This is a genomic window from Vogesella facilis, assembly GCF_042648525.1.
Taxonomy (GTDB): Bacteria; Pseudomonadota; Gammaproteobacteria; order Burkholderiales; family Chromobacteriaceae; genus Vogesella; species Vogesella facilis.
In genome coordinates this window covers 75,369-96,981 of the sequence record NZ_JBHRXN010000001.1, presented here as the reverse complement: position 1 = coordinate 96,981, position 21,613 = coordinate 75,369, and the positions used below count along the sequence as shown (strand labels likewise).

Annotated in this window: 25 protein-coding genes; 17 read left to right on the top strand and 8 right to left on the bottom strand. The window is 65.0% G+C overall.

All coding sequences use genetic code 11. The features are described from left to right. The first annotated feature begins 26 nt into the window (after window positions 1-26). The 4 genes from grxC (at window position 27) to ACFOLG_RS00500 (ending at window position 2,312) form a co-directional block, all read left to right on the top strand. Entirely contained in the window at window positions 27-284 is a 258-nt protein-coding gene (gene grxC, locus ACFOLG_RS00515; protein ID WP_386087314.1) for a glutaredoxin 3, read from the top strand. A 124-nt stretch (window positions 285-408) separates the two neighbouring features. Then, window positions 409-861 (top strand): protein-export chaperone SecB, encoded by a 453-nt coding sequence (gene secB, locus ACFOLG_RS00510; RefSeq protein ID WP_349588258.1) that lies wholly within the window; start codon window positions 409-411, stop codon window positions 859-861. A 7-nt stretch (window positions 862-868) separates the two neighbouring features. Beyond that, window positions 869-1,312 (top strand): SH3 domain-containing protein, encoded by a 444-nt coding sequence (locus ACFOLG_RS00505; RefSeq protein WP_386087312.1) that lies wholly within the window; start codon window positions 869-871, stop codon window positions 1,310-1,312. A 4-nt stretch (window positions 1,313-1,316) separates the two neighbouring features. Beyond that, window positions 1,317-2,312: an NAD(P)H-dependent glycerol-3-phosphate dehydrogenase gene (locus ACFOLG_RS00500; RefSeq protein WP_386087310.1), complete on the top strand. Its 996-nt coding sequence runs from the start codon at window positions 1,317-1,319 to the stop codon at window positions 2,310-2,312. Between the two features lie 58 nt (window positions 2,313-2,370). Here the strand turns inward: ACFOLG_RS00500 and ACFOLG_RS00495 are convergent, their stop codons facing one another. From ACFOLG_RS00495 to aroQ, 6 genes are all read right to left on the bottom strand, one after another. Beyond that, window positions 2,371-2,895 (bottom strand): redoxin family protein, encoded by a 525-nt coding sequence (locus ACFOLG_RS00495; protein WP_386087309.1) that lies wholly within the window; start codon window positions 2,893-2,895, stop codon window positions 2,371-2,373. A gap of 127 nt (window positions 2,896-3,022) precedes the next feature. Beyond that, window positions 3,023-4,213: a DUF3426 domain-containing protein gene (locus tag ACFOLG_RS00490; RefSeq protein WP_386087307.1), complete on the bottom strand. Its 1,191-nt coding sequence runs from the start codon at window positions 4,211-4,213 to the stop codon at window positions 3,023-3,025. Between the two features lie 103 nt (window positions 4,214-4,316). Next, window positions 4,317-5,207, bottom strand: a complete 891-nt coding sequence (prmA, locus tag ACFOLG_RS00485) for a 50S ribosomal protein L11 methyltransferase (RefSeq protein ID WP_386087305.1) — start codon at window positions 5,205-5,207, stop codon at window positions 4,317-4,319. 3 nt (window positions 5,208-5,210) lie between these two features. Further along, on the bottom strand, window positions 5,211-6,563 hold the full coding sequence (gene accC, locus ACFOLG_RS00480) for an acetyl-CoA carboxylase biotin carboxylase subunit (RefSeq protein WP_386087304.1): 1,353 nt from the start codon (window positions 6,561-6,563) through the stop codon (window positions 5,211-5,213). A gap of 146 nt (window positions 6,564-6,709) precedes the next feature. After that, a complete protein-coding gene (gene accB, locus ACFOLG_RS00475; protein ID WP_386087303.1) occupies window positions 6,710-7,174 on the bottom strand; it encodes an acetyl-CoA carboxylase biotin carboxyl carrier protein in 465 nt (154 codons plus the stop codon). 27 nt (window positions 7,175-7,201) lie between these two features. Further along, on the bottom strand, window positions 7,202-7,651 hold the full coding sequence (gene aroQ / locus ACFOLG_RS00470; RefSeq protein ID WP_386087301.1) for a type II 3-dehydroquinate dehydratase: 450 nt from the start codon (window positions 7,649-7,651) through the stop codon (window positions 7,202-7,204). 279 nt (window positions 7,652-7,930) lie between these two features. Here aroQ and queA point away from each other — a divergent pair, with 279 nt between their 5' ends. From queA to ACFOLG_RS00425, 9 genes are all read left to right on the top strand, one after another. Continuing rightward, window positions 7,931-8,956, top strand: coding sequence for a tRNA preQ1(34) S-adenosylmethionine ribosyltransferase-isomerase QueA (gene queA, locus ACFOLG_RS00465; RefSeq protein ID WP_386087299.1), 1,026 nt, complete (start codon window positions 7,931-7,933; stop codon window positions 8,954-8,956). Then, the gene (locus tag ACFOLG_RS00460) at window positions 8,956-9,327 is read left to right on the top strand and encodes a gamma-butyrobetaine hydroxylase-like domain-containing protein (protein WP_386087297.1); all 372 of its coding nucleotides are present in this window, start codon (window positions 8,956-8,958) and stop codon (window positions 9,325-9,327) included. The genes queA and ACFOLG_RS00460 overlap by 1 nt, the downstream gene beginning before the upstream one ends. Window positions 9,328-9,329: 2 nt before the next feature. Next, window positions 9,330-10,061: a bifunctional demethylmenaquinone methyltransferase/2-methoxy-6-polyprenyl-1,4-benzoquinol methylase UbiE gene (gene ubiE, locus ACFOLG_RS00455; RefSeq protein ID WP_386087295.1), complete on the top strand. Its 732-nt coding sequence runs from the start codon at window positions 9,330-9,332 to the stop codon at window positions 10,059-10,061. Next, the gene (locus ACFOLG_RS00450) at window positions 10,061-10,579 is read left to right on the top strand and encodes a M15 family metallopeptidase (RefSeq protein WP_386087293.1); all 519 of its coding nucleotides are present in this window, start codon (window positions 10,061-10,063) and stop codon (window positions 10,577-10,579) included. Before ubiE ends, ACFOLG_RS00450 begins: the two co-directional genes overlap by 1 nt. A gap of 28 nt (window positions 10,580-10,607) precedes the next feature. Then, a complete protein-coding gene (locus ACFOLG_RS00445) occupies window positions 10,608-11,279 on the top strand; it encodes an OmpA family protein (protein WP_386087291.1) in 672 nt (223 codons plus the stop codon). 92 nt (window positions 11,280-11,371) lie between these two features. Beyond that, window positions 11,372-11,941, top strand: coding sequence for a ubiquinone biosynthesis accessory factor UbiJ (locus ACFOLG_RS00440; protein ID WP_386087289.1), 570 nt, complete (start codon window positions 11,372-11,374; stop codon window positions 11,939-11,941). Window positions 11,942-12,106: 165 nt separating this feature from the next. Continuing rightward, window positions 12,107-13,639 (top strand): ubiquinone biosynthesis regulatory protein kinase UbiB, encoded by a 1,533-nt coding sequence (ubiB, locus tag ACFOLG_RS00435; protein WP_386087287.1) that lies wholly within the window; start codon window positions 12,107-12,109, stop codon window positions 13,637-13,639. A gap of 192 nt (window positions 13,640-13,831) precedes the next feature. After that, entirely contained in the window at window positions 13,832-15,139 is a 1,308-nt protein-coding gene (locus tag ACFOLG_RS00430) for an NAD(P)/FAD-dependent oxidoreductase (RefSeq protein ID WP_386087285.1), read from the top strand. A 359-nt stretch (window positions 15,140-15,498) separates the two neighbouring features. Further along, window positions 15,499-15,987 (top strand): DUF695 domain-containing protein, encoded by a 489-nt coding sequence (locus ACFOLG_RS00425; protein ID WP_386087283.1) that lies wholly within the window; start codon window positions 15,499-15,501, stop codon window positions 15,985-15,987. A 191-nt stretch (window positions 15,988-16,178) separates the two neighbouring features. Here ACFOLG_RS00425 and ACFOLG_RS00420 read toward each other — a convergent pair whose 3' ends face one another. Together ACFOLG_RS00420 and ACFOLG_RS00415 are read right to left on the bottom strand one after the other, a co-directional pair. Further along, a complete protein-coding gene (locus tag ACFOLG_RS00420; protein ID WP_386087281.1) occupies window positions 16,179-16,532 on the bottom strand; it encodes a GlpM family protein in 354 nt (117 codons plus the stop codon). Further along, window positions 16,529-16,897 carry an Mth938-like domain-containing protein gene (locus ACFOLG_RS00415; protein WP_386087280.1) on the bottom strand — a complete coding sequence of 123 codons (369 nt, stop codon included), beginning with the start codon at window positions 16,895-16,897 and terminating at the stop codon, window positions 16,529-16,531. The genes ACFOLG_RS00420 and ACFOLG_RS00415 overlap by 4 nt, the downstream gene beginning before the upstream one ends. A gap of 132 nt (window positions 16,898-17,029) precedes the next feature. Here ACFOLG_RS00415 and ACFOLG_RS00410 point away from each other — a divergent pair, with 132 nt between their 5' ends. From ACFOLG_RS00410 to thrC, 4 genes are all read left to right on the top strand, one after another. Further along, complete coding sequence (locus tag ACFOLG_RS00410; RefSeq protein ID WP_386087278.1) at window positions 17,030-18,259, top strand: pyridoxal phosphate-dependent aminotransferase; 1,230 nt, start codon at window positions 17,030-17,032, stop codon at window positions 18,257-18,259. 222 nt (window positions 18,260-18,481) lie between these two features. Continuing rightward, window positions 18,482-19,792: a homoserine dehydrogenase gene (locus ACFOLG_RS00405; protein WP_386087276.1), complete on the top strand. Its 1,311-nt coding sequence runs from the start codon at window positions 18,482-18,484 to the stop codon at window positions 19,790-19,792. Next, complete coding sequence (locus tag ACFOLG_RS00400) at window positions 19,785-20,108, top strand: hypothetical protein (protein WP_386087274.1); 324 nt, start codon at window positions 19,785-19,787, stop codon at window positions 20,106-20,108. The genes ACFOLG_RS00405 and ACFOLG_RS00400 overlap by 8 nt, the downstream gene beginning before the upstream one ends. Window position 20,109: 1 nt before the next feature. Further along, window positions 20,110-21,516: a threonine synthase gene (gene thrC, locus ACFOLG_RS00395; RefSeq protein WP_386087273.1), complete on the top strand. Its 1,407-nt coding sequence runs from the start codon at window positions 20,110-20,112 to the stop codon at window positions 21,514-21,516. The last annotated feature ends 97 nt before the right edge of the window (window positions 21,517-21,613 follow it).

The following is a 21,613-nucleotide window of genomic DNA, read 5'->3' as shown; positions in this document are numbered from 1 at the left end:
ACTCACTTTTTTGCAGGAAACAGCGTATGCAATCCGTCACCATGTACACCACCGCGGTATGCCCGTACTGCATCCGCGCCAAGCAACTGCTGTCCAGCAAGGGCGTGACCGCGATCGCGGAAATCCGCATCGATCTGGACCCGGTCGAGCGTGAAAAAATGATGAGCATCACCGGCCGCCGCACCGTGCCGCAGATCTTCATCGGCGACACCCACGTCGGCGGCTGCGACGACCTGGTGGCGCTCAATGCCGCCGGCAAGCTGGAGCCGTTGCTGGCCGGTTAAGTCCGGTGCGACTGTCATCTTTTCGTGCGATGATGCACGACACGCCGGCATGGCGGGCGGCTGTCCGCCATGCCGGCACAGACTTCAACCCTGCACCTGCCAGGTGCCTTCGAGATAGCACAACATGAGCGAACAACAACAGCTGGAACCGGTTTTCTCCATCGAAAAAATCTACGTGAAGGACATGTCCTTCGAAGTGCCGCATGCGCCGCAGGTGTTCCTGGAACAGGCCCAGCCGGAAATCGACATGCAGCTGGCCAACGGCGGCCAGCAACTGGAAGAAGGTTTCTTCGAAGCGTCGCTCACCATCACCGTTACCGCCAAGCTGCCGGAAAAAACCATGTTCCTGTGCGAAGTGACCCAGGCCGGTATTTTCCAGATCCAGAACGTGCCGGCGGAAGACGTCGACCCGATCCTGGGCGTGGCCTGCCCGAACATCCTGTTCCCGTACGCGCGCGAAGCGGTGTCCAACCTGGTAAGCCGCGCCGGCTTCCCGCCGGTACTGCTGTCGCCGATCAACTTCGAAGCCCTGTACCTGCAACAGCGTGCTGCCCAGGCCGAAGCCGGCAACGCCTGATACCACTATGAAGCGACATCTGCTTGTTGCTGCCGCCGTACTCGCCTCGCTGGCCGGTACGGCGTTTGCGCTGGAATTCCGTTCGGTGAAGGAAACCGGCGTCGCGCTGTACGAGGCGCCGACCCTTACCGCCAAGAAACAGTTCGTCGTCAGCCGCTACTACCCGGTAGAAGTGCTGGCCACGCAGAAGGACTGGTCGCGGGTGCGCGACGCCACCGGCAGCATCGCCTGGATTCCCGGCGCCGCGCTGTCCAGCCGCCGTACGCTGCTGGTAACCGCGGCGCGGCTGGCGGTGCGCGATGCGGCCAACGACCAGGGCAAGCTGCTGTTCTGGGCCGAGAAAGACCTGGTGCTGGACATGCTGGAGCCGCCGCAGAGCAGCTGGGTTAAGGTCAAGCACCGCGACGGCAGCAGCGGCTATGCCCAGATCAGCGGGCTGTGGGGACTGTAAACGCATGAAGATGACCGTTATCGGCGCCGGAGCCTGGGGTACGGCACTGGCGATTGCCTTCAGCCGCCAGCACGAGGTCACGCTGTGGGGCCGCGACGCCGCGCAGATGGTGGACATGCAGGCCAACCGCCTCAACCGCCGCTACCTGCCGGATTGCCCGCTGCCGGACAAGCTGCACCTGTCGGCCGACCTGTCGGAGGCGGTGCTGGGCGTGGAGCTGGTGCTGGTAGTGACGCCGATCGCCGGCCTGCGGCCAACCTTGCAGGAGCTGGCGCGGTTGAAGGTGGATGCGCCGCTGCTGTGGGCGTGCAAGGGCTTCGAGGCCGGCTCCAGCCTGCTGCCGCACCAGGTGGTGGCCGAGGAGTTTCCGCGCCTGAAGACCGTCGGCGTGCTGTCCGGCCCCAGTTTCGCCAAGGAAGTGGCGCTGGGCCTGCCGGCGGCGGTATCGCTGGCGTCGGAGAACTACGCCTTTGCCCGCGACTTTGCCCGCGAGCTGCACAGCCCGCTGCTGCGCATCTACGCCAACGACGACCTGGTCGGCGTGGAGGTGGGCGGCGCGGTGAAGAACGTGATGGCGATCGCCACCGGCGTGGCCGACGGCCTGGGCTTCGGCATGAATGCCCGCGCCGCGCTGATCACCCGCGGCCTGGCCGAGATCACCCGGCTGGCGGTGGCACTGGGCGGCAGCCAGCAGAGCATGCAGGGGCTATCCGGGGTGGGCGATCTGATCCTGACCTGCACCGGTGCGCTGTCGCGCAACCGCCAGGTCGGCCTCAAGCTGGCCGAGGGCAAGTCGCTGGCCGCTATTCTGACCGAGCTGGGCCATGTCGCCGAAGGTGTGCCGACCGCGCGCGAGGTGCTGAAAATGGCGGAGCGGCTGGAGGTGGACATGCCGATCACCGCCGCGGTGTGCGAGCTGCTGTATCACCAGGCCACGCCGCACAGCGTGGTGGAAAGCCTGCTGGGGCGCACGCCCAAGCCGGAGTTCGGCCAGCCCTGAGCGGCACGGCATGATTAAAAAAGGCGCCCGTTGGGCGCCTTTTTTCGTGTCCGCCGTGCTAGCCCGGCAGCTTGGCCAGCAGCGCGTTGCGGATGGCGGCAAGGTCGAAGTCATCATCGGCGTCATCCAGCCGCTGCGCGTACAGAATGCGGTCGTCGTCGTCCACCAGCCACAGCGCCGGGCAGGTCATGCCGGCCAGCGGGTAATCCTGCAGCAGCACGCCGAAATGCTTGTGGAAGTCGCGCCCGCGCAGGGTGGACAGCAGCACCACATTGGGCAGGCCGTGCTCCTTGCGCGCGCGGTGCAGGCTGAACGGCGAGTCGACCGTGATCACGATGAACTGCAGCAGCGGCCAACCTTCCAGCTTGCGGCGCAGCTCCTGCAGCAGCGCCAGGCCACCGCTTTCGGCATCCAGCGACAGCAGCGTCAGCACCAGCTTGCTACGGCCGAGGAAGCGCTCCAGCGAGACATCGCGCAGGTGCTCGTCTACCAGCATGAAGCTGGGCAGCAGCTGCCCGGCTTCCGGAAAGTTGCCCGCCACCGCCATGCTCTCGTCGCGGTAACGCAAGAAATGCTGTGTCATGCTGGTCTCCTGTCGGCGCGGCTACCTGGCCGTTACCGGTAGCGTTTTCATGCCTTCATGGTGGCCCAGCTTGCATAAAAAGCAAGCTTGGCCGTGGCCAAGCTTGGGTGGGCGGGAGCGGGGCGTTTCAGCGGTAGAAGAAGTCCAGGCTGTAGCCCTGCGCCTTGCCGCCGCTGACTTCCATGCGCAGCTGCAGCTTCAGCTCACTGTTGGCATTGAACTGCCCCAGCTGGAAGTCCTGCGCTTTCAGGTAGTCCTGCGGCAGCAATACCTTGCGCATCATGACCTGGTCGCTGGCGTTCTTCAGCGTCACTTCCATCAGCGGGAATGCCTGCGGATAGGGCGCCAGGTTCTTCAGCGTGGCGTTGAGCTGGATCAGCCGGTCATGGTCGGGGATGAACGACAGTTCCGACCACTCGGTGCGGATCAGCTGGCGGTCGCTGGGCAGCGGCACGCTGCAACCCAGCACGCTGCACACCGCCTCGAACGCCGGGCGCAGTTCCGGCATCTCGGCGCTGGCACGGGTGCGGTTGATGAACAGGATCTGCCCCAGCAACAGCAGCAACAGCAGCATGGCCAGCAGCGCCAGCAACAGCGTGCGCCACCACGGGGTGCGCTGCACGTTGTCGGCGGGCAGCTCGATGACCGCGGTGGTGATGGCATCGGCTTCGGGTTCGGCCGCCCAGATGGACACCGGCGGCGTAGCGGCGGCGTGCTCTTCGACGGCATCGATGTCGAACGGGTTGGCTGCCGGCGGCGCGGGCGGCACCGCCTCTGCGCCGTGCTGCGGACGCAGGGCGTCGGCCAGCGCCTGCTGGAATTCGGCTAGCTGCTGGCGGCCATCCTGCTCGGCATCGCGGGCGGCGTTGCGGAAATCCGGGCCGATGGCGGCTGCGGCGGGCGCCGCTTCGGGCTCGCGCTCGCGCAGCAGGTCGAAGTCCGGCAGGGTGAAATCGTCCTCGGCCACATCGGGCGGCACAGGGCTGCTGGCGACGGGAGTGAGCGGCGGGCTGGGCTCGGCGGCAGCGGCGGGCGGGGCGCTTTCCGGTTCGAAGTCCGGCAGCTCCAGCTCGAAGTCGTCATCCTCGGCCGGCGGCGCTGGGCGCTGGCTTGCTGCGGGAGGCGCAGCCGGCGCGGAGGGCTGCGCCGCGGCGGCTGGTGTGGGTTCCTGCTCCTGCGCTGCGGCCTCGAAGTGGCTGGGGGCGTGGAAGACATGGCTGCAGCGGCCGCAACGTACCATGCCGCCAGCCAGCGCCAGGTGGGCGTCGGTGACTTTGAACTTGGTCTGACAGCTGGGGCACTGCGTGGTATGGCTCATGTCGAGTTCTGTGTTGCCTGGTTAGGTTGGCCGCGACGGGGCGCCAGCGTGCAAAAAGGGCCGCCGGCATGGCCGGCGACCCTGGGGCAGGATGGATGCCGCGTCAGGCGCGTTTGCTGCCGCTCAGGCGGGTCCAGCCTTCGTCGAATACGGCCGGGTCCATGTCGAACCACTGCGCGTACAACGCCGACATTTCATCGGCCTGCTCGGCCAGAATGCCGGACAGCACGATTTTACCACCGGTTTTCACGTGGCTAGCCAGCAATTCGCCCAGCATACGCAGCGGGTTGGCCAGAATATTGGCCACTACCACGTCGTATTCGCCCGGCTGCAGGCTGTTCGGCAGACCGAAGTCGCCGGCTACGCCGTTCTGCGCCGCATTGTCGACGCTGGCACGCACCGCCTGGGCATCGATGTCGATGCCGCGGGTGTGGCCGGCGCCCAGCTTCATTGCCGCGATGGCCAGGATGCCGGAGCCACAGCCGTAGTCGAGCACGCTCTCGCCGCCCTTGATCTGGCTGTCCAGCCACTGCAGGCACAGCCGCGTGGTGGGGTGGCTGCCGGTACCGAACGCCAGGCCCGGGTCCAGCTGCAGGTTGATGGCGGCCGGGTCCGGCGATACGTGCCAGGTCGGGGTGATCCACAGCCGGTCGGAGATGCGGATCGGGTCGAACTGGCTTTGCGTCAGGCGCACCCAGTCCTGCTCTTCCACGCGGCCAACCTCGTAGCCCGGTACCGCGATGCGGCACTGGTTGGCCGCGGCGGCGATCATCAGGTCGACATCGGCATCTTCGGCAAACAGCGCGTTGATCAGGCTGTGGCTCCACAGCTGGTCGACCGGCTCGCCCGGCTCGCCGAAGATCGGCTGCTCGTCGGCGGTGCCGGCCAGCGCGTCTTCAATGGTGGCCGACAGCGCGCCGACGTCCATCAGTACGTCGGCGAGCTGCTCGGCGATGGCCGAGTCGGCGTGAATGGTGGCTTGCAGCCAGGCCATGACTTAACCTTTCTTCAACTGCGACAGGCGTTCTTCCAGGTAGTGGATGCTGGTACCACCGTGGCGGAACTCGCCGTCTAGGAACAGTTCCTGATGCAGCGGGATGTTGGTCTTGATACCGGTAATCGCCATTTCCGACAGCGCCACGCGCATGCGCGCCATCGCCTGCTCGCGGGTGTCGCCGTAGGCGATCAGCTTGGCGATCATGGAATCATAGTGCGGCGGTACGGTGTAGCCCTGGTAAATGTGCGAATCGATGCGGATGCCCGGGCCGCCGGCCGGGTGGTAGCTTTCGATCTTGCCCGGCGACGGAATGAAGTTGAACGGGTCTTCCGCGTTGATGCGGCACTCCATGGCATGGCCACGGAAGTGGACGTCTTTCTGCTTGAAACGCAGTGGCAGGCCGGCCGCGATGCGGATCTGTTCCTGCACGATATCGATGCCGGTGATCAGCTCGGTAACCGGGTGCTCCACCTGTACGCGGGTGTTCATCTCGATGAAGTAGAACTCGCCGTTTTCGTACAGGAATTCGAAGGTGCCGGCGCCGCGGTAGCCGATGCGGCGGCAGGCGTCGGCGCAGGCCTCGCCGATTTTCTTGCGCTGCGCATCGGTGATGCCCGGTGCCGGTGCTTCTTCAATGATCTTCTGGTGGCGGCGCTGCATTGAGCAATCGCGCTCGCCCAGATACACGGCATTGCCGTGCTCGTCGGACAGCACCTGGATCTCGATGTGGCGCGGCTGCTCCAGGAACTTTTCCATGTACACGGTGGGGTTGCCGAAGGCGGCACCGGCTTCGGTACGGGTCATGTTCACCGAGCTGATCAGCGCGGCTTCGGTATGCACCACGCGCATGCCGCGGCCGCCACCGCCACCGGCGGCCTTGATGATCACTGGCAAGCCGATCTTGCGGGCGATCTTGGTGATTTCTGCCGGATCGTCCGGCAGGGCCCCGGCCACGCCGGGTACCGTCGGTACGCCGGCTTCGATCATTGCCTGCTTGGCGGACACCTTGTCGCCCATCATGCGGATGGTCTCGGCGCGCGGGCCGATGAACACGAAGCCGGACTGCTCGACGCGCTCGGCGAAGTCGGCGTTTTCCGACAGGAAGCCGTAGCCCGGGTGGATGGCCTGGGCGTCGGTCACCTCGGCGGCGGCGATCAGCGCCGGCACGTTCAGGTAGCTCTGGCTGGACGGCGCCGGGCCGATGCACACCGATTCGTCGGCCAGTTTCACGTACTTGGCTTCGCGGTCGGCTTCGGAATGCACCACCACGGTCTTGATGCCCATTTCGCGGCAGGCGCGCTGGATGCGCAGCGCGATTTCGCCACGATTGGCGATGAGGATTTTTTCAAACATGATCGTATCTCCTGGCAAGGGCTTCACCGCTGGCGCGGCCGATGCGGTAGCGCTTGCCCGGGCTGTTCTGCCAGCCCTCACAACACGTCAAAAACGGAAAGGGCACTATGTCGTGCCCTGTCGTCAGCATTCTATAAGTAGGCCGCTTACTCGATGATGAACAGCGGTTCGCCGTATTCCACCGGCTGGCCGTCGTCGACCAGAATGGCTTTCACCACGCCGGCGCGTTCGGCTTCGATCTCGTTCATCAGCTTCATCGCTTCGATGATGCACAGGGTGTCGCCCACATTGACGGACTGGCCCACTTTCACGAACGGCTCGGCGTCCGGGCTCGGCTTGCTGTAGAAGGTGCCGACCATCGGCGATTTCTGCGCTTTGCTCATGTCGGCAGCCGGTGCGGCTTCGGCGGCCGGGGCAGCCGCTGCGGCCGGGGCCGGGGCGGCGGCCATGTGCGGGGGAACCTGGTAGTGCATCGGCTGGGCCATGGCCACAGCATGGCTGGCGGAGACACGGGTGATGCGAACTTTTTCTTCGCCTTCGGTCACTTCGAGTTCAGCAATGCCGGATTCCTCGACGAGATCGATCAGCTTCTTCAGTTTGCGCAGGTCCATGGTTTTCCTTCGGTAAATATTCGGGTGTTATGCCGGCGTGGCCAGACGCTGCATTGCGTGGGCCAGGGCCAGCTCGTAGCCATGAGCGCCCAGACCGCAAATGACGCCGACCGCCAGATCGGAAAAATACGAGTGCTGGCGGAACGGTTCGCGGGCGTGGACGTTGGACAGGTGGACTTCGATAAACGGCACCTTGACACCGGCGATGGCGTCGCGCACGGCGACGCTGGTGTGGGTAAAGGCTGCCGGATTGATGATGATCATCGCCGTCCCATCGCTCAGGCAGGCATGGATGCGGTCGATCAGTACGTGCTCGGCATTGCTTTGCAACACGTCCAGTTCGAAGCCGGCAGCCAGTGCCTGTGCACGCAGGCGGTTATTGATGTCATCCAGGGTGTCCCGGCCGTAGTGCTGTGGCTCGCGCAGTCCGAGTAGATTCAGATTGGGGCCGTGCAGCACGAGGATTTTTCGGGTCAAGGTGTCAGTCCCTGTTTTGATATGGCCGCGAGTTTGCCGCAATTGTCAGCACGATGTCCAGCAATTGCGGTAATTCAAACGGGTGTTTGTCCGGGCGGGCTGTTGGTAAAATGCCGCTGTTTGGAGTGAAAGCACTAGCAGGGCTGGCGCATTGTAACGGCCTTGTCGCCAGACTGTGCCTGTCTGTTAGGACTGGCTTGATCTGGGGCAAGACGCGCTTGTTGTCGCGGTGCGGCAGGCAAAAGGTATAATCCGCCGGTTTAGTAGATGAAGCCCGCCATGCACGTTTCCGACTTCGATTACCACTTGCCAGAGAACCTGATCGCCCAGCATCCGCCGGCCGAGCGCGGCAGCAGCCGCCTGTTGCTGGTAAATGGCGACACCTTGCAGGACCGCCGTTTTACCGAGTTTGCCAGCCAGTTGCAGGCCGGCGACGTGATGGTGTTCAACGATACCCGCGTGATCAAGGCGCGTCTGTTCGGCGAAAAGGACAGCGGCGGCAAGATCGAGGCGCTGGTGGAACGGGTGCTGAACGAGCACGAGGTGCTGGCGCATGTGCGCGCCAGCAAGTCGCCCAAGCCGGGCACGCGCATGCTGTTTGCCGGCCGCTGGCAGGCCGAGATGCTGGCGCGCGCCGGCGAACTGTTCCATCTGAAATTCTTGGATGCGGCCAACGTGTTCGACATCCTGGATGAATCAGGCAAGCTGCCGCTGCCACCGTATATCGAGCGCGATACCGACGCCGACGACGACGAGCGCTACCAGACGGTGTATGCCCGCGAGAAGGGTGCGGTAGCCGCGCCCACCGCCGGGCTGCACTTCACCGATGCCATGCTGCAGACGCTGCGCGACCAGGGCGTGCAGCTGTGCAATGTCACCCTGCACGTCGGTGCCGGTACTTTCCAGCCGGTGCGGGTAGACAATATCGCCGAGCACAAGATGCACAGCGAGATCTACGACGTGCCGCAGGCGACCGTCGATGCCATCCACGCCGCACATAAGGTTGGCCGCAAGGTGCTGGCGGTGGGTACCACCAGCATGCGCGCGCTGGAATCCGCCGCCCGCGGCGGCGAGTTGCGCGCCGGCCGTGGCGAGACCGATATCTTCATCACCCCGGGCTACCGTTTCCAGGTGGTGGACCTGCTGCTCACCAACTTCCACCTGCCCAAATCCACGCTGCTGATGCTGGTGTCGGCATTTGCCGGCTACCAGGAAATGCGTGCCGCCTATGCGCACGCGGTGGCGCAGCAATACATGTTCTTCAGCTATGGCGATGCCATGCTGCTTACCCGCAAGGAACCATGATGAGCGGATTGACTCACGACAGTGCCAGCCCGCTGGAAATCAAGCTGCATGCGGTGTCGCAGCAGCTGGAGATCAGCTACGACGACGGCGCCAGCTTCCGCCTGGCGGCGGAATACCTGCGGGTGTATTCGCCGTCCGCTGAAGTGCGCGGCCACGGTGTGGGCCAGGAAGTGCTGCAGGTGGGCAAGAAAAACGTCGCCATCACCGCGCTGGAGCCGGTGGGGCACTACGCGCTGAAAATCGTGTTCAGCGACGGCCACGACAGCGGCCTGTACAGCTGGGCCTATCTATACGAGCTGGGCGTGAAGCACGACCAGTACTGGCAGGATTATCTGAATCGCCTCGCCACCGCTGGCGCGGGCAGGGAGTAGACATGAGCAAGACGCACTTTGGCTTCAAGTCGGTGGAAGAAACCGAAAAAGCCGGCAAGGTGGCCGAGGTATTCCACTCGGTGGCACAGAAGTACGACGTGATGAACGACCTGATGTCCGGCGGCCTGCATCGCGTGTGGAAGCACTTCACGCTCACCACCTCCGGCGTGCGCCCGGGTGACAAGGTGCTGGACATCGCCGGCGGCACCGGCGACCTGGCGCGCGGCTGGGCCAAGCGCGTGGGCAAAAGCGGCGAGGTATGGCTCACCGACATCAACAGCTCGATGCTGACCGTGGGCCGCGACCGCCTGCTGGACCAGGGCCTGATGCTGCCGGTGTCGCTGGCGGACGCCGAGAAGCTGCCGTTCCCAGACAACTACTTCGACGCGGTGTCGGTGGCCTTCGGCCTGCGCAACATGACGCACAAGGACGCGGCGCTGAAGGAGATGTGCCGGGTGCTGAAGCCGGGCGGCAAGCTGTTCGTGCTGGAGTTCTCCAAGGTGTGGAAGCCGCTGTCGCCGTTCTACGACTTCTACTCCTTCAAGGCGCTGCCGGTGATGGGCAAGCTGGTGGCGGGTGACGCCGACAGCTACCAGTACCTGGCGGAATCCATCCGCATGCATCCGGACCAGGAAACCCTGAAGCAGATGATGCTGGACGCCGGCTTCGGCCGCGTCGACTACCACAATATGACTGGCGGCGTGGTGGCGCTGCACAAGGGCGTCAAGTTCTGATGACGCCGGAGCTGGCCACGCGCCTGGCTGCGCTGGGCATCGATGTGCAAACGTTGGCCGCACGCGGCCTGCGCGAGTATGCCGAGCCGGCCGCGCTGGTGGACGCGGATCGCAACGCCGATGGCCGGGTATTCGAACTGATCGCGCCGGCCGCTGTCGCATGGCAGCAGCTGCGCGCTGCGGCCGCTGCCGACGGCGTGACGCTGTTCCTGGTGTCCGCCTACCGCAGCATCCAGCGCCAGCACGAGATCGTCGCCGCCAAACTGGCGCGCGGCCAACTTATCGACGACATCCTGCGGGTCAGCGCTGCCCCCGGCTACAGCGAGCACCACACCGGCCGCGCCATCGACATCGGCACGCCGGGTTCGCCGCTGCTGGAGCAGGAGTTCGACGGCACGCCGGCCTACGCCTGGCTGTGCGCGCACGCCGGCCAGTACGGCTTCCGCCTGAGCTACCCGCCGGGCAATGCCGACGGCTATCTGTACGAGCCGTGGCACTGGTGCTGGCACGCGGACTGACCCGAATCACCCCCAAGGAGCAACAAATATGAACAAGCGTCTTTCCACTGCAACCCTGGCAACCCTGGTCTCCGCCGCGCTGCTGGCCGGTGGCTGTGCCAATATGGATCAGTATTCCAACAGCCAGACCGGCAGCGTGATCGGCGCCGTGGGCGGCGCGGTGCTGGGCGCCGCGGTGTCCAGCAAGAAGGACCGCACCAAGGGCGCCATCATCGGCGCCGTCGGCGGCGGCCTGGCCGGCTACGCGGTCGGCACCTATATGGACAACCAGGCCAAGGACTTCGAAAAGCAGCTGGCGCCGCAGATCAAGTCCGGCGCCATCGAGCTGCAGCGCAATGCCGACAAGAGCCTGACGGTGGTGATGACCTCCAGTACCGCGTTTGACAGCAGCTCCGCGGCGCTGAAAGCCGGCTTCCTGCCGACGCTGGACACCATCTCCGGCATCGTGCGCAAGTACGGCAAGACCACGCTGGACATCGAAGGCCACACCGATGCCTCCGGCAACGAGCGCATCAACCAGCCGCTGTCCGAGCAGCGCGCCGCGGCGGTAGAACAGTACCTGCAGGCGCACGGCGTGCAGCAGGAGCGCATGCAGGCTATCGGCTACGGCGCCAGCCGCCCGCGTGCCGACAACAAGACCGAAGCCGGCAAGCAGCTGAACCGCCGCGTGGAAATCCACATCCTCCCGGTAGTACAGTAAGCGGCACCCGGCCGCCGCGTCGCGGCGGCCACGGGCCGGCAGCCACGAGCCGGCAGCATCGTGCCAAGCATCAGCGGACAAGGACATCGAGCATGGGTTTGCGCATCGCGGCCTTCAATCATCTTCTCAATCAGCACCCGGAAGTGCGCGCCGAGCTGGCATCGCATGCCGGGCGCCGTATCGCCATCAGCCTGCCGCCGTTCGATCTGGCCGGGGTGGTGACCGACGACGGCTGGCTGGCCACCTGCGAGGGCGAGCCGGAAGCGCGGCTGCGCCTCAAGCACGGCGTGGCGCTGGCGCAGTTGTCCGGCCGCGAGCCGGCGCTGACCGACATCGTGCTGGAAGGCGACACCGAGCTGGCCACCGAGGTTGGCCGCATCGTGCGCCGGCTGCAGTGGGATGCCACCGAAGACCTGTCGCGGCTGGTGGGCGACGTGGCTGCCCACCGTGTGCAGGGCTTCGTGCGCGGCCTGTTCGGTATCAAGGGCGAGATCGGCGGCCGGCTGTTGGAGAGCTGGATCGAACACCTGCGCGAGGAAGCGCCGCTCCTGGCGCGCAAGCCGGACGTGGCCGGTTTCGTCTCGGCGGTGGACACCCTGCGTGAGGATGCCGACCGTTTCGACAAGCGGCTGGCGCAGCTGGAGCAGCGGCGCGCCCGCTGAGCCGTCCGCACCCCACACACAGCCGGCGCCAGCGCCGGCTTTTTTACTGCCCGCCTGACGGGCGGCATTGCCATGCCGCCCCCGCCGCGACTATGCTTCGCGCTTTGCGCGGCATGCCCTCCCTCCGGCGTGTTGCGGCCAACCTTTTCCCCGACTGAATCCATCATGCGTATCGCGCGGCTCGCCAAGATCGTTGCCACTTTCTATCGTTACGGCCTGGACGACTTCCTGGTCGACCGCCCGCGGGTGCGGCTGCTGCACTGGCTGTTCCGCCTCACCCCGCTGCCGCGCGACCTGTCGCAGCCGCTGCCGGTGCGGGTGCGGCTGGCGCTGGAAAACCTGGGGCCGATCTTCGTCAAGTTCGGCCAGGTGCTGTCCACCCGCCGCGATCTGCTGCCGGAAGACTACGCCGACGAGCTGGCGCGGCTGCAGGACAAGGTGCCGCCGTTCGAGGCGGCCACCGCGCGCGCGGTGATCGAGCGCAGCCTGGGCAAATCCATCGCCGAGCTGTACGCCGAGTTCGACGACGCGCCGGTGGCCAGTGCCTCGGTGGCGCAGGTGCACCGCGCCAGGCTGCATGGCAGCGGCAACACGCCCGGCCGCCTGGTGGCGGTAAAGGTGCTGCGCCCGGCGATCAAGCCGGTGATCCAGCAGGATCTGGCATTGATGGCCAGCCTGGCCGGACTGGTGGAACGCTTCCTGCCCGACGGCAAGCGGCTGAAGCCGCGCGAGGTGGTAGCGGAGTTCGACCGTCACCTGCACGACGAGCTGGACCTGATGCACGAGGCCGGCAACGCCAGCCAGCTGCACCGCAACTTCGTCGGCAGCGACATGCTGATCGTGCCGGAGGTGTACTACGACTACAGCAGCCGCGACGTGCTGACGCTGGAATGGATGGACGGCATCCCGGTGGGGCAGATCGAGCGCCTGCGCGCGGCCGGCGTCGATCTGAAAAAACTCAGCCGCTTCGGGGTGGAAATCTTCTTCACCCAGGTGTTCCGCCACGGCTTCTTCCATGCCGACATGCACCCGGGCAACATCTTCGTCGCCGACGACGGCCGCTACATCGCGCTGGACTTCGGCATCGTCGGCAGCCTCACCGAGACCGACAAGCACTACCTGGCGGTCAACTTCCTGGCCTTCTTCAACCGCGACTACCACCGCGTGGCCACCGCCCACATCGAATCCGGCTGGGTACCGAAGGAAACCCGCGCCGAGGAGCTGGAAGCGGCGGTACGTACCGTGTGCGAGCCGATCTTCAACAAGCCGCTGTCGCAGATTTCCTTCGGCATGGTGCTGCTGCGGCTGTTCGAAACCAGCCGCCGCTTCAACGTGGAGATCCAGCCGCAGCTGGTGTTGCTGCAGAAGACCCTGCTCAATATCGAAGGCCTGGGCCGCCAGCTGGACCCGGAGCTGGACCTGTGGGATACCGCCAAGCCCTTCCTGACCAAGTGGATGAACGAGCAGATCGGCTGGCGCGGCCTGCTGCGCACCCTCAAGCACGAGGCGCCGCAATGGGCCACCACGCTGCCGGCGCTGCCGCGCAAGCTGAACGAGGCGCTGTCCGGCCAGACCACCGAGCTCTTGGTGCAGGGCTATATCCAGCTGATGCGCGAACAGAAGCGGCAGAACTTCCTGTTGCTGCTGATTGCTTTACTATTGGCGGCAGTGCTGGTCATCGGCTGGGTTGGCCGTTAAGTCATCCATCGCTCAAGAACCGTGAACAAGGTCTCGCAGAGTAGCTGAGACAAGGCGGCGCAACACAGGATCGGGGATGCTGTGCGCGGTTCTTGTACACAACCCGGCTGGGCTGGCGCCAGAAGCGTCACCCCAGCCGTTTTCACGTCGGCAGACGGCTGTGGTAACGCATTCTGATCAAGAGGAGTTGCCATGTTGAGTCGTTCCGCTGCTTTACCCAGCATCGTCATTGTCGGCGGCGGCGCCGGCGGTCTGGAGCTGGCCACCCGCCTGGGGCGCCAGCTCGGCCTGCGCCACAAGGCACGCATCGTGCTGGTGGACGGGGCGCCCACCCATATCTGGAAACCGCTGCTGCACGAGGTGGCCACCGGCGCGCTGAATACCGGCGAGGACGAGGTGAACTACTTCGCCCACGGCTACCGCAACGGCTACGAATTCGAGTTCGGCTATATGCAGACGCTGGACCGCGCGCGGCGCAGCATCCGCCTGGCCGCCATCCACGGCTGCGATGGCCAATTGCTGAGCCCGGCGCGCGAGGTCGGCTACGACTGGCTGGTGCTGGCGGTGGGGGCGGAGGCCAACGACTTCGGTACTCCCGGCGTGCGCGAACACGCGATGCAGCTGAACACCCCGGCCGATGCCGAGCGCCTGCGCCACCGCCTGCTGGAGCTGGCGTTCCGCTGCAGCAGCGGCCAGCAGGCGGGCATGGACATCGCCATCGTCGGCGGCGGCGCCACCGGGGTGGAGCTGGCGGCGGAGCTGAACCACACCGTGCGCGAGATGCACCAGTACGGCGCCCGGCTGCAGCCGGCGCAGGTGCACATCAGCGTGATCGAAGGCAGCGAGCGGGTGCTGGCGGCGGCACCGCCGTCGCTGTCCGCCTACGCACAGGAACAGTTGGCCGCACGCCATGTGCGGGTGCTGACCAACAGCCGGGTGGCGGCGGTAACCGCCAGCGGCGTCGAGCTGCAGGACGGCAGCCAGGTGGCGGCCGACATCACGGTATGGGCGGCCGGGGTGAAGGCACCGGCCTGGCTGGCGGCGCTGGATGGCCTGGGGGTGAACGGCATCAACCAGCTGCAGGTGGACGAGCACCTGCGCTGCGTCGGCGATGACAATATCTATGCGCTGGGCGATTGCGCCGCCTGCGATGGCGGCAACGGCCGCCCGCTGCCGGCCACCGCCCAGGTGGCGCACCAGCAGGCGCAATGGCTGGCCGGCGAACTGGCGCAGCGCCTGCGCGAGCAACAGGCGGCGCCGTTCCTGTTCAAGCCGCAGGGCATGATGGTGTCGCTGGGCAAGCACACCGCGGTGGGCAGCCTGGCGGCCATTGTCGGACCCAAGCGCGACTACTATGTGGAAGGGCGCGGCGCCAAGTTGATCTATGCCTCGCTGTACCGCATGCACCAGGCCGCGGTGCACGGCTGGCTGCTGGCCACGCTGCTGTTCATCGGCGACAAGCTGCGGCGGGTGGCCAAGCCGTCGCTGAAGCTGCACTAGCTGTTGATCTGCCGCCGTAACGACAAGGCCGCCCACGGGCGGCCTTGTGCTTTTGCTTATCCGGCGCGCGGCGGGGAGGGAGGGTTACCGCAGTGGGTTGGGCTGGGGGGGTGCAGGAAAATGGGTGCCGTGCCCACTTATCGGATGCTGCTTGCCGCGAGACAGGATAAAGCGTTTAATTCCTTGTCATTTTTTCTGCGGTCCGGGTGTGCCTACCGCAAGCCGGCCTGTTTACCTGCCAGGTACTGGCATGAGTTCTGCGATATTTGATTGGATCACCAAATATCAGGGGGCCAAGTATTTTCTGCAGGATGGCGGGCACTGATGGACTGCGATCTATTCATAGGCTGGCTGACGAAATGAAGCGAAACCTTACCCTTATCAGCGGTGCACTATTTTTAGGAGCGTCGGCCGCCAGCGTCGCCGCGACTGCAGTCGATGTTTGGGCGACGGCTGTTTCCACTCAGGCCGTAACCGGTCGCCAGGTTATTTTCCGCTTTGCGAAGACATTTCATCAGGGCTTCCAGACGTCGGACTTTCCACTGCGGGTCATTCTTGTCTGGCAATACCAATCTGAGTCGGGTATGCCCTCCACGGCGGAGCGTGAAGATATGGACCGGATGGAAGACCTTCTGCAGTCATATGTTGGGAGTTCGAGCATCTTGGCACTGGTTTCTACGGGCGAGAACATGCGGGAGTGGGTTTTCTATGCCAGGTCTGAGGAGCAGTTTCTGATGTTGCTAAATATGGCGCTTGCCGATGCGCCGCACTTTCCTATTGAGATTCATGCCGCACCAGATCCTGACTGGTTCACCTATGAGGGCTTTCGCAGCGGGGTTATCGAATGAGATGCCGGCTGGTACCAGTAACGGCATTCGCTAAACAGACTGCGAATCATGCGGCCAACGTTGGCCGCAGATTCAAGTCATTCAGACCGGCCTGCACGTAGGGTGGGTAAAGGTCATTGGCCGTGCCGACCGGCAGGGTGTTGCTGGTGGGTACGCTGCACTTTACCCACCCTACATTGCCTGGCTCGCGCTCAATGCATCCAGTAATGCCAGCTCCACAGCAGCACGCCGGCGGCCAGCATCCAGCAGGCGGTGGCGGCCAGCAGGGTGAAGGGCAGCGACAGCCGTGTGGCCAGGCCGTATACCGCCAGCAGATACACCGCGTAGGGGAGCAGCGAAAACAGGCCGAACAGTGCGGTATGGCGCAGCGCGTCGGCGCCGAGGGCGCTGCCCACCATGTAGTGGGCGATCAGCGCGAAGGTGGGAAACAGCGGCACCAGGCCGGCGATGACGAAATAGCGGCTCTGCGACAGCAGGCTGATCAGCAGCACCGCCAGCGCGCCGAGCAGCGCCTTGCCGCCCAGCGCCAGATCCGGGGCCATCATTCGCCCAGCAGCACGGCGATGACCTGGCGATCTTCCGCCAGCAGGATGTTGTAGGTGCGGCAGGCGGCGTTGCTGTCCATCACCTCCACGCCGATGCCGGCATTGGCGAGCGCGGCGGTCAGTCGCGGGTGCGGAAAGCGCAAACGTTGGCCGCTGCCGAAGATCACCACCTCCGGCTGCAGCGCCAGCAGCGCGGAAAAATGCTCCTCGGTCAGCGCCTCGAAGCTGGCCGGCCCCCACGGCAGGATGCTGTCGCCGGTGACGATCAGGCTGCCCTGGTGGCGGTTGCCGTTGATCTCGACATAACCGGCGCCGTAGGCGGTAAACAGGTTGCTTCCGGCAGTTTTGGCTTCGTGTAGTTTCATGGTGGAATCCCGTCGGCGGTTGTAGTGCAGTGCACCACGTATTGGGATAGGATTATAACCCGCCTGCAGCGTGGCCAGACGCGGCAGCGGCAGACAGACAGCTCACCAACCACCACCACAGTGACAGTGCCCATGCAGCCCATCCAGAAATCGCAAAAACTTGCCAACGTCTGCTATGACATTCGCGGTCCGGTGCTTGAACACGCCAAGCGCATGGAAGAGGAAGGTCATCGCATCATCAAGCTCAATATCGGCAACCCGGCGCCCTTCGGCTTCTTCGCCCCGGACGAGATCATTGAGGACGTGATCGTCAATCTGCAGAACGCCTCCGGGTATTGCGATTCCAAGGGCCTGTTCGCCGCGCGCAAGGCGATCATGCATTACGCGCAGCAGAAGTCGATTCCGAACGTGGGCATGGAAGACATCTACATCGGCAACGGCGTGTCCGAGCTGATCGTGATGGCGATGCAAGCGCTGCTGGACAACGGCGACGAGGTGCTGGTGCCGGCGCCGGATTACCCGCTGTGGACCGCGGCGGTGAGCCTGGCCGGCGGCAAGCCGGTGCACTACCTGTGCGAGGAAGAAAAAGGCTGGCTGCCGTCCATCGCCGACATCCGCGCCAAGATCACGCCCAATACCAAGGCGCTGGTGATCATCAATCCGAACAACCCCACCGGCGCGCTGTACCCGGATCACATCCTGCAGCAACTGGTGGAGGTGGCGCGCGAGTACGGCCTGCTGCTGTACGCTGACGAAATCTACGACAAGGTGTTGTACGACGGTGCCACGCATACCTCCATCGCTTCGCTGGCGCCGGACCTGATGGTGTGCACCTTCAACGGCCTGTCCAAGAACTACCGCGCCTGCGGCTACCGTGCCGGCTGGCTGATCCTGTCCGGCGACAAGCGCCGCGGCAAGGACTATATCGAGGGCCTCAATATGCTGGCCTCGATGCGGCTGTGCGCCAACGTGCCGTCGCAGTACGCGATCCAGACCGCGCTGGGCGGCTACCAGAGCATCGACGACCTGGTGGCGCCGGGCGGCCGCCTGGCACGCCAGCGCGATCTGGCGCACAAGCTGCTCACCGATATTCCGGGCGTGACTTGCGTCAAGCCGCAGGGCGCGTTGTACCTGTTCCCGCGCCTGGACCCGGACATCTACCCGATCGAGGACGACCAGCAATTCATTCTCGAGTTGCTGCAGCAGGAGCGGGTGCTGCTGGTGCAGGGCAGCGGCTTCAACTGGATTGCGCCGGATCACTTCCGCGTGGTATTCCTACCCAATAGCGACGATCTGACCGAGGCCATCGGCCGCATCGCCCGCTTCCTGGAAAACTACCGCAAACGCCACGGAACCGACTGATGCGCAACGTTCACGCTGCCTGCCAGCAACACCTTGTCAAAGCCAAGGTGGCGGCGGGGCGTGGCTAGGCAGTAAACAGAGGGGGCGCTTGCGCCCCCTTGTGCTGCCGGAAGTCGATTGGCGTGCTTATCCTGTTGCAGGACATCGAGTCGGGCCGGTACTGCCGGCCCCGCTGGATCGCCTGAATCCAGGGACAAATAAACAGAACTTAGGAGTTTAACTATGAAGCCAATCAATATTGGCCTGATGGGTGTGGGGACGGTCGGTGGCGGTGTCGCCACCGTATTGAAGCGTAACGCCGAGGAAATCAGCCGTCGCGCCGGGCGCGAGATCCGCCTGACCATCGCCTCGCGCCGCAATGTGGCGCTGGCCCGCGAGTTGGTCGGTGCGGAGGTGACGGTGGTGGCCGATGCCTTCGAGGTGGTGAACCACCCGGAGGTGGACATCGTGGTGGAGCTGATCGGCGGCGATACCGTGGCCAAGGAGCTGGTGCTGCAGGCCATTGCCAACGGCAAGCACGTGGTGACCGCCAACAAGAAGCTGCTGGCGGTACATGGCAACGAGATCTTCGCCCGCGCGCAGGAAAAAGGCGTGATGGTGGCGTTCGAGGCGGCGGTAGCCGGCGGCATCCCCATCATCAAGGCGTTGCGCGAGGGCCTGTCGGCCAACCGTATCGAGTGGCTGGCCGGCATCATCAACGGCACTTCCAACTTCATTCTCACCGAAATGCGTGAGAAGGGCGCCGACTTCGCCGACGTGCTGAAAGAGGCGCAGCGCCTGGGCTATGCGGAGGCCGACCCGACCTTCGACGTGGAAGGCCACGACGCCGGTCACAAGCTCACCATCATGGCGGCCATCGCCTTCGGCATTCCGATGCAGTTCGACAACTGCTATCTGGAAGGCATCAGCAAGCTGGCAGGCAAGGACATCCAGTACGCCGAGGAGCTGGGCTACCGCGTGAAGCTGATCGGTCTGACCCGCCGCACCGAGCAGGGCGTGGAGCTGCGCGTGCACCCGACGCTGATTCCGGAAGACCAGCTGATCGCCAATGTTAACGGTGTGATGAACGCGGTGCTGGTGCGCGGCGATGCCGTCGGCGAGGCGCTGTTCAACGGCCCGGGCGCCGGCGCCTTGCCGACCGCCTCCGCGGTGGTGGCCGACCTGGTGGACGTGACCCGCCTGATGACCGCCGATCCGGGACATCGCGTGCCGCACCTGGCGTTCCAGCCGGACCAGCTGCAGAACCTGCGCATCCTGCCGATCGACGAAGTGGTGAGTAGCTACTACCTGCGCATCCAGGCGGTGGATCGCGCCGGCGTGATGGCCGACATCACCCGCCTGCTGGCCGAGAACGGCATCTCCATCGAGGCGCTGATCCAGAAAGGCTCCACCGCCGATGGTTCCGCCGAGATCGTGATCCTCACCCACCGCGTGGTGGAGAAGGCCGTCAACAAGGCCATCGCCGCCATCGAGGCGCTGGACAGCGTGGCCGGCAAGGTGGTGCGGCTGCGCATGGAAGAGCTCAATGGCTAAGCCCGCTACTGCCCTGGTGCTGTGCCTGCTGCTGGCTGGCTGTGCCAGCCTGATGCCGCGCTCGGTGGCAGAGCAGCGGCTGGGTGAGGCCTGCCGCAGCAAGGTGAGCAACATCCCCTTGCTGCCGGTGCTGCTGTCCACGCCGAAGCGGGTGGACAGCTACTGCGGCTGCGCCAGCCAGCGGCTGGTGAGCAGCCTCAGCGACGAAGAGCTGCAGGAAGTGGCCAGCAAGGGCAAGACCCTGCTGGCCGAGCCGAAATGGCAGGGCCGCTTGCTGAACGTGGGCGTGCAATGCCTGGATACCCTGGTTGAATGACATGAAATACATCAGCACCCGCGGCGGCATGGCGCCGCTCGAATTCTCCGACACCATCCTGATGGGCCTGGCGCCGGACGGTGGCCTGGCGCTGCCGGAAAGCTACCCGCAGGTTGGCCGCAAGCAGCTGGATGCCTGGCGCAATCTGTCCTACGCCGAGCTGGCGTTCGAGGTGATCCGCCTGTTCGCTACCGACATTCCGGAGGCCGACCTCAAGGACATCCTCGACCGCACCTACACCGCCGAGGTGTACGGCAGCGCGGACATCACCCCGGTGAAGCGGTTGCAGGACGGTCTCACCATCCTGGAACTGTCCAACGGCCCGACGCTGGCGTTCAAGGACATGGCGATGCAGTTCCTCGGCAACTTGTTCGAGTACGTGCTGGCGAAGAAGGGCGAGCAGCTCAACATCGTCGGCGCCACCTCCGGCGACACCGGCTCGGCGGCCGAATACGCGATGCGCGGCAAACAGAACATCAACGTGTTTATGATGAGTCCGGACGGGCTGATGAGCACGTTCCAGCGCGCGCAGATGTACAGCCTGCAGGATGCCAACATCCACAACATCGCCATCAAGGGCATGTTCGACGACTGCCAGGACATCGTGAAGGCGGTACAGAACGATCACGCCTTCAAGGCGCAGTACAAGATCGGCACCGTCAACTCCATCAACTGGGCGCGCGTGGTGGCGCAGGTGGTGTACTACTTCAAGGGCTACTTCAACGCCACCAGCAGCAATGACGAAAAAGTTAGCTTCTGCGTGCCGTCCGGCAACTTCGGCAATGTCTGCGCCGGCCATATCGCCCGCCAGATGGGGCTGCCGATCGAGCGCCTGATCGTGGCCACCAACGAAAACGACGTGCTGGACGAGTTCTTCAAGACCGGCCGTTACGCGCCGCGCGGCACCGCCAATACCTACGTTACCTCCAGCCCGTCGATGGACATTTCCAAGGCGTCCAACTTCGAGCGCTTCGTGTTCGACCTGGTTGGCCGCGACGGCAACAAGGTCAAGGCGCTGTGGGCGGCGGTGGATGGCGGCCAGGGCTTCGACCTGGCCGCGCTGCTGCCGGCGGTGCGCGAGCGGTTCGGCTTCGTGTCCGGCAGCAGCAGCCATGCCGACCGTCTGGCCACCATCCGCGCGCTGGATGCGTCCGACGGCGTGGTAGTGGATACCCACACCGCCGACGGTATCAAGGTGGCGCGCGAAGTGCGTCTGCCGGGCGAGACCATCGTCTGCCTGGAAACCGCGCTGCCGGCCAAGTTCGCCGACACCATCCGCGAGGCACTGCAGCGCGAGGCGCCGCGTCCGGCCGGCTTCGACGGCCTGGAAGACCTGCCACAGCGTGTTACCGTGTTCGATGCCGATGTTGGCAAGGTGCAGGCGTATATCCGTCAGGCGCTGGCCTGAGTCTGCCGCACTGGATCAGACCCGCTCCCCGGCAACGGTGGGCGGGTTTTTTTGTTGTCGCTGCCGCTAGCTGCCGCTGTGCCGACGGGTAAAATGG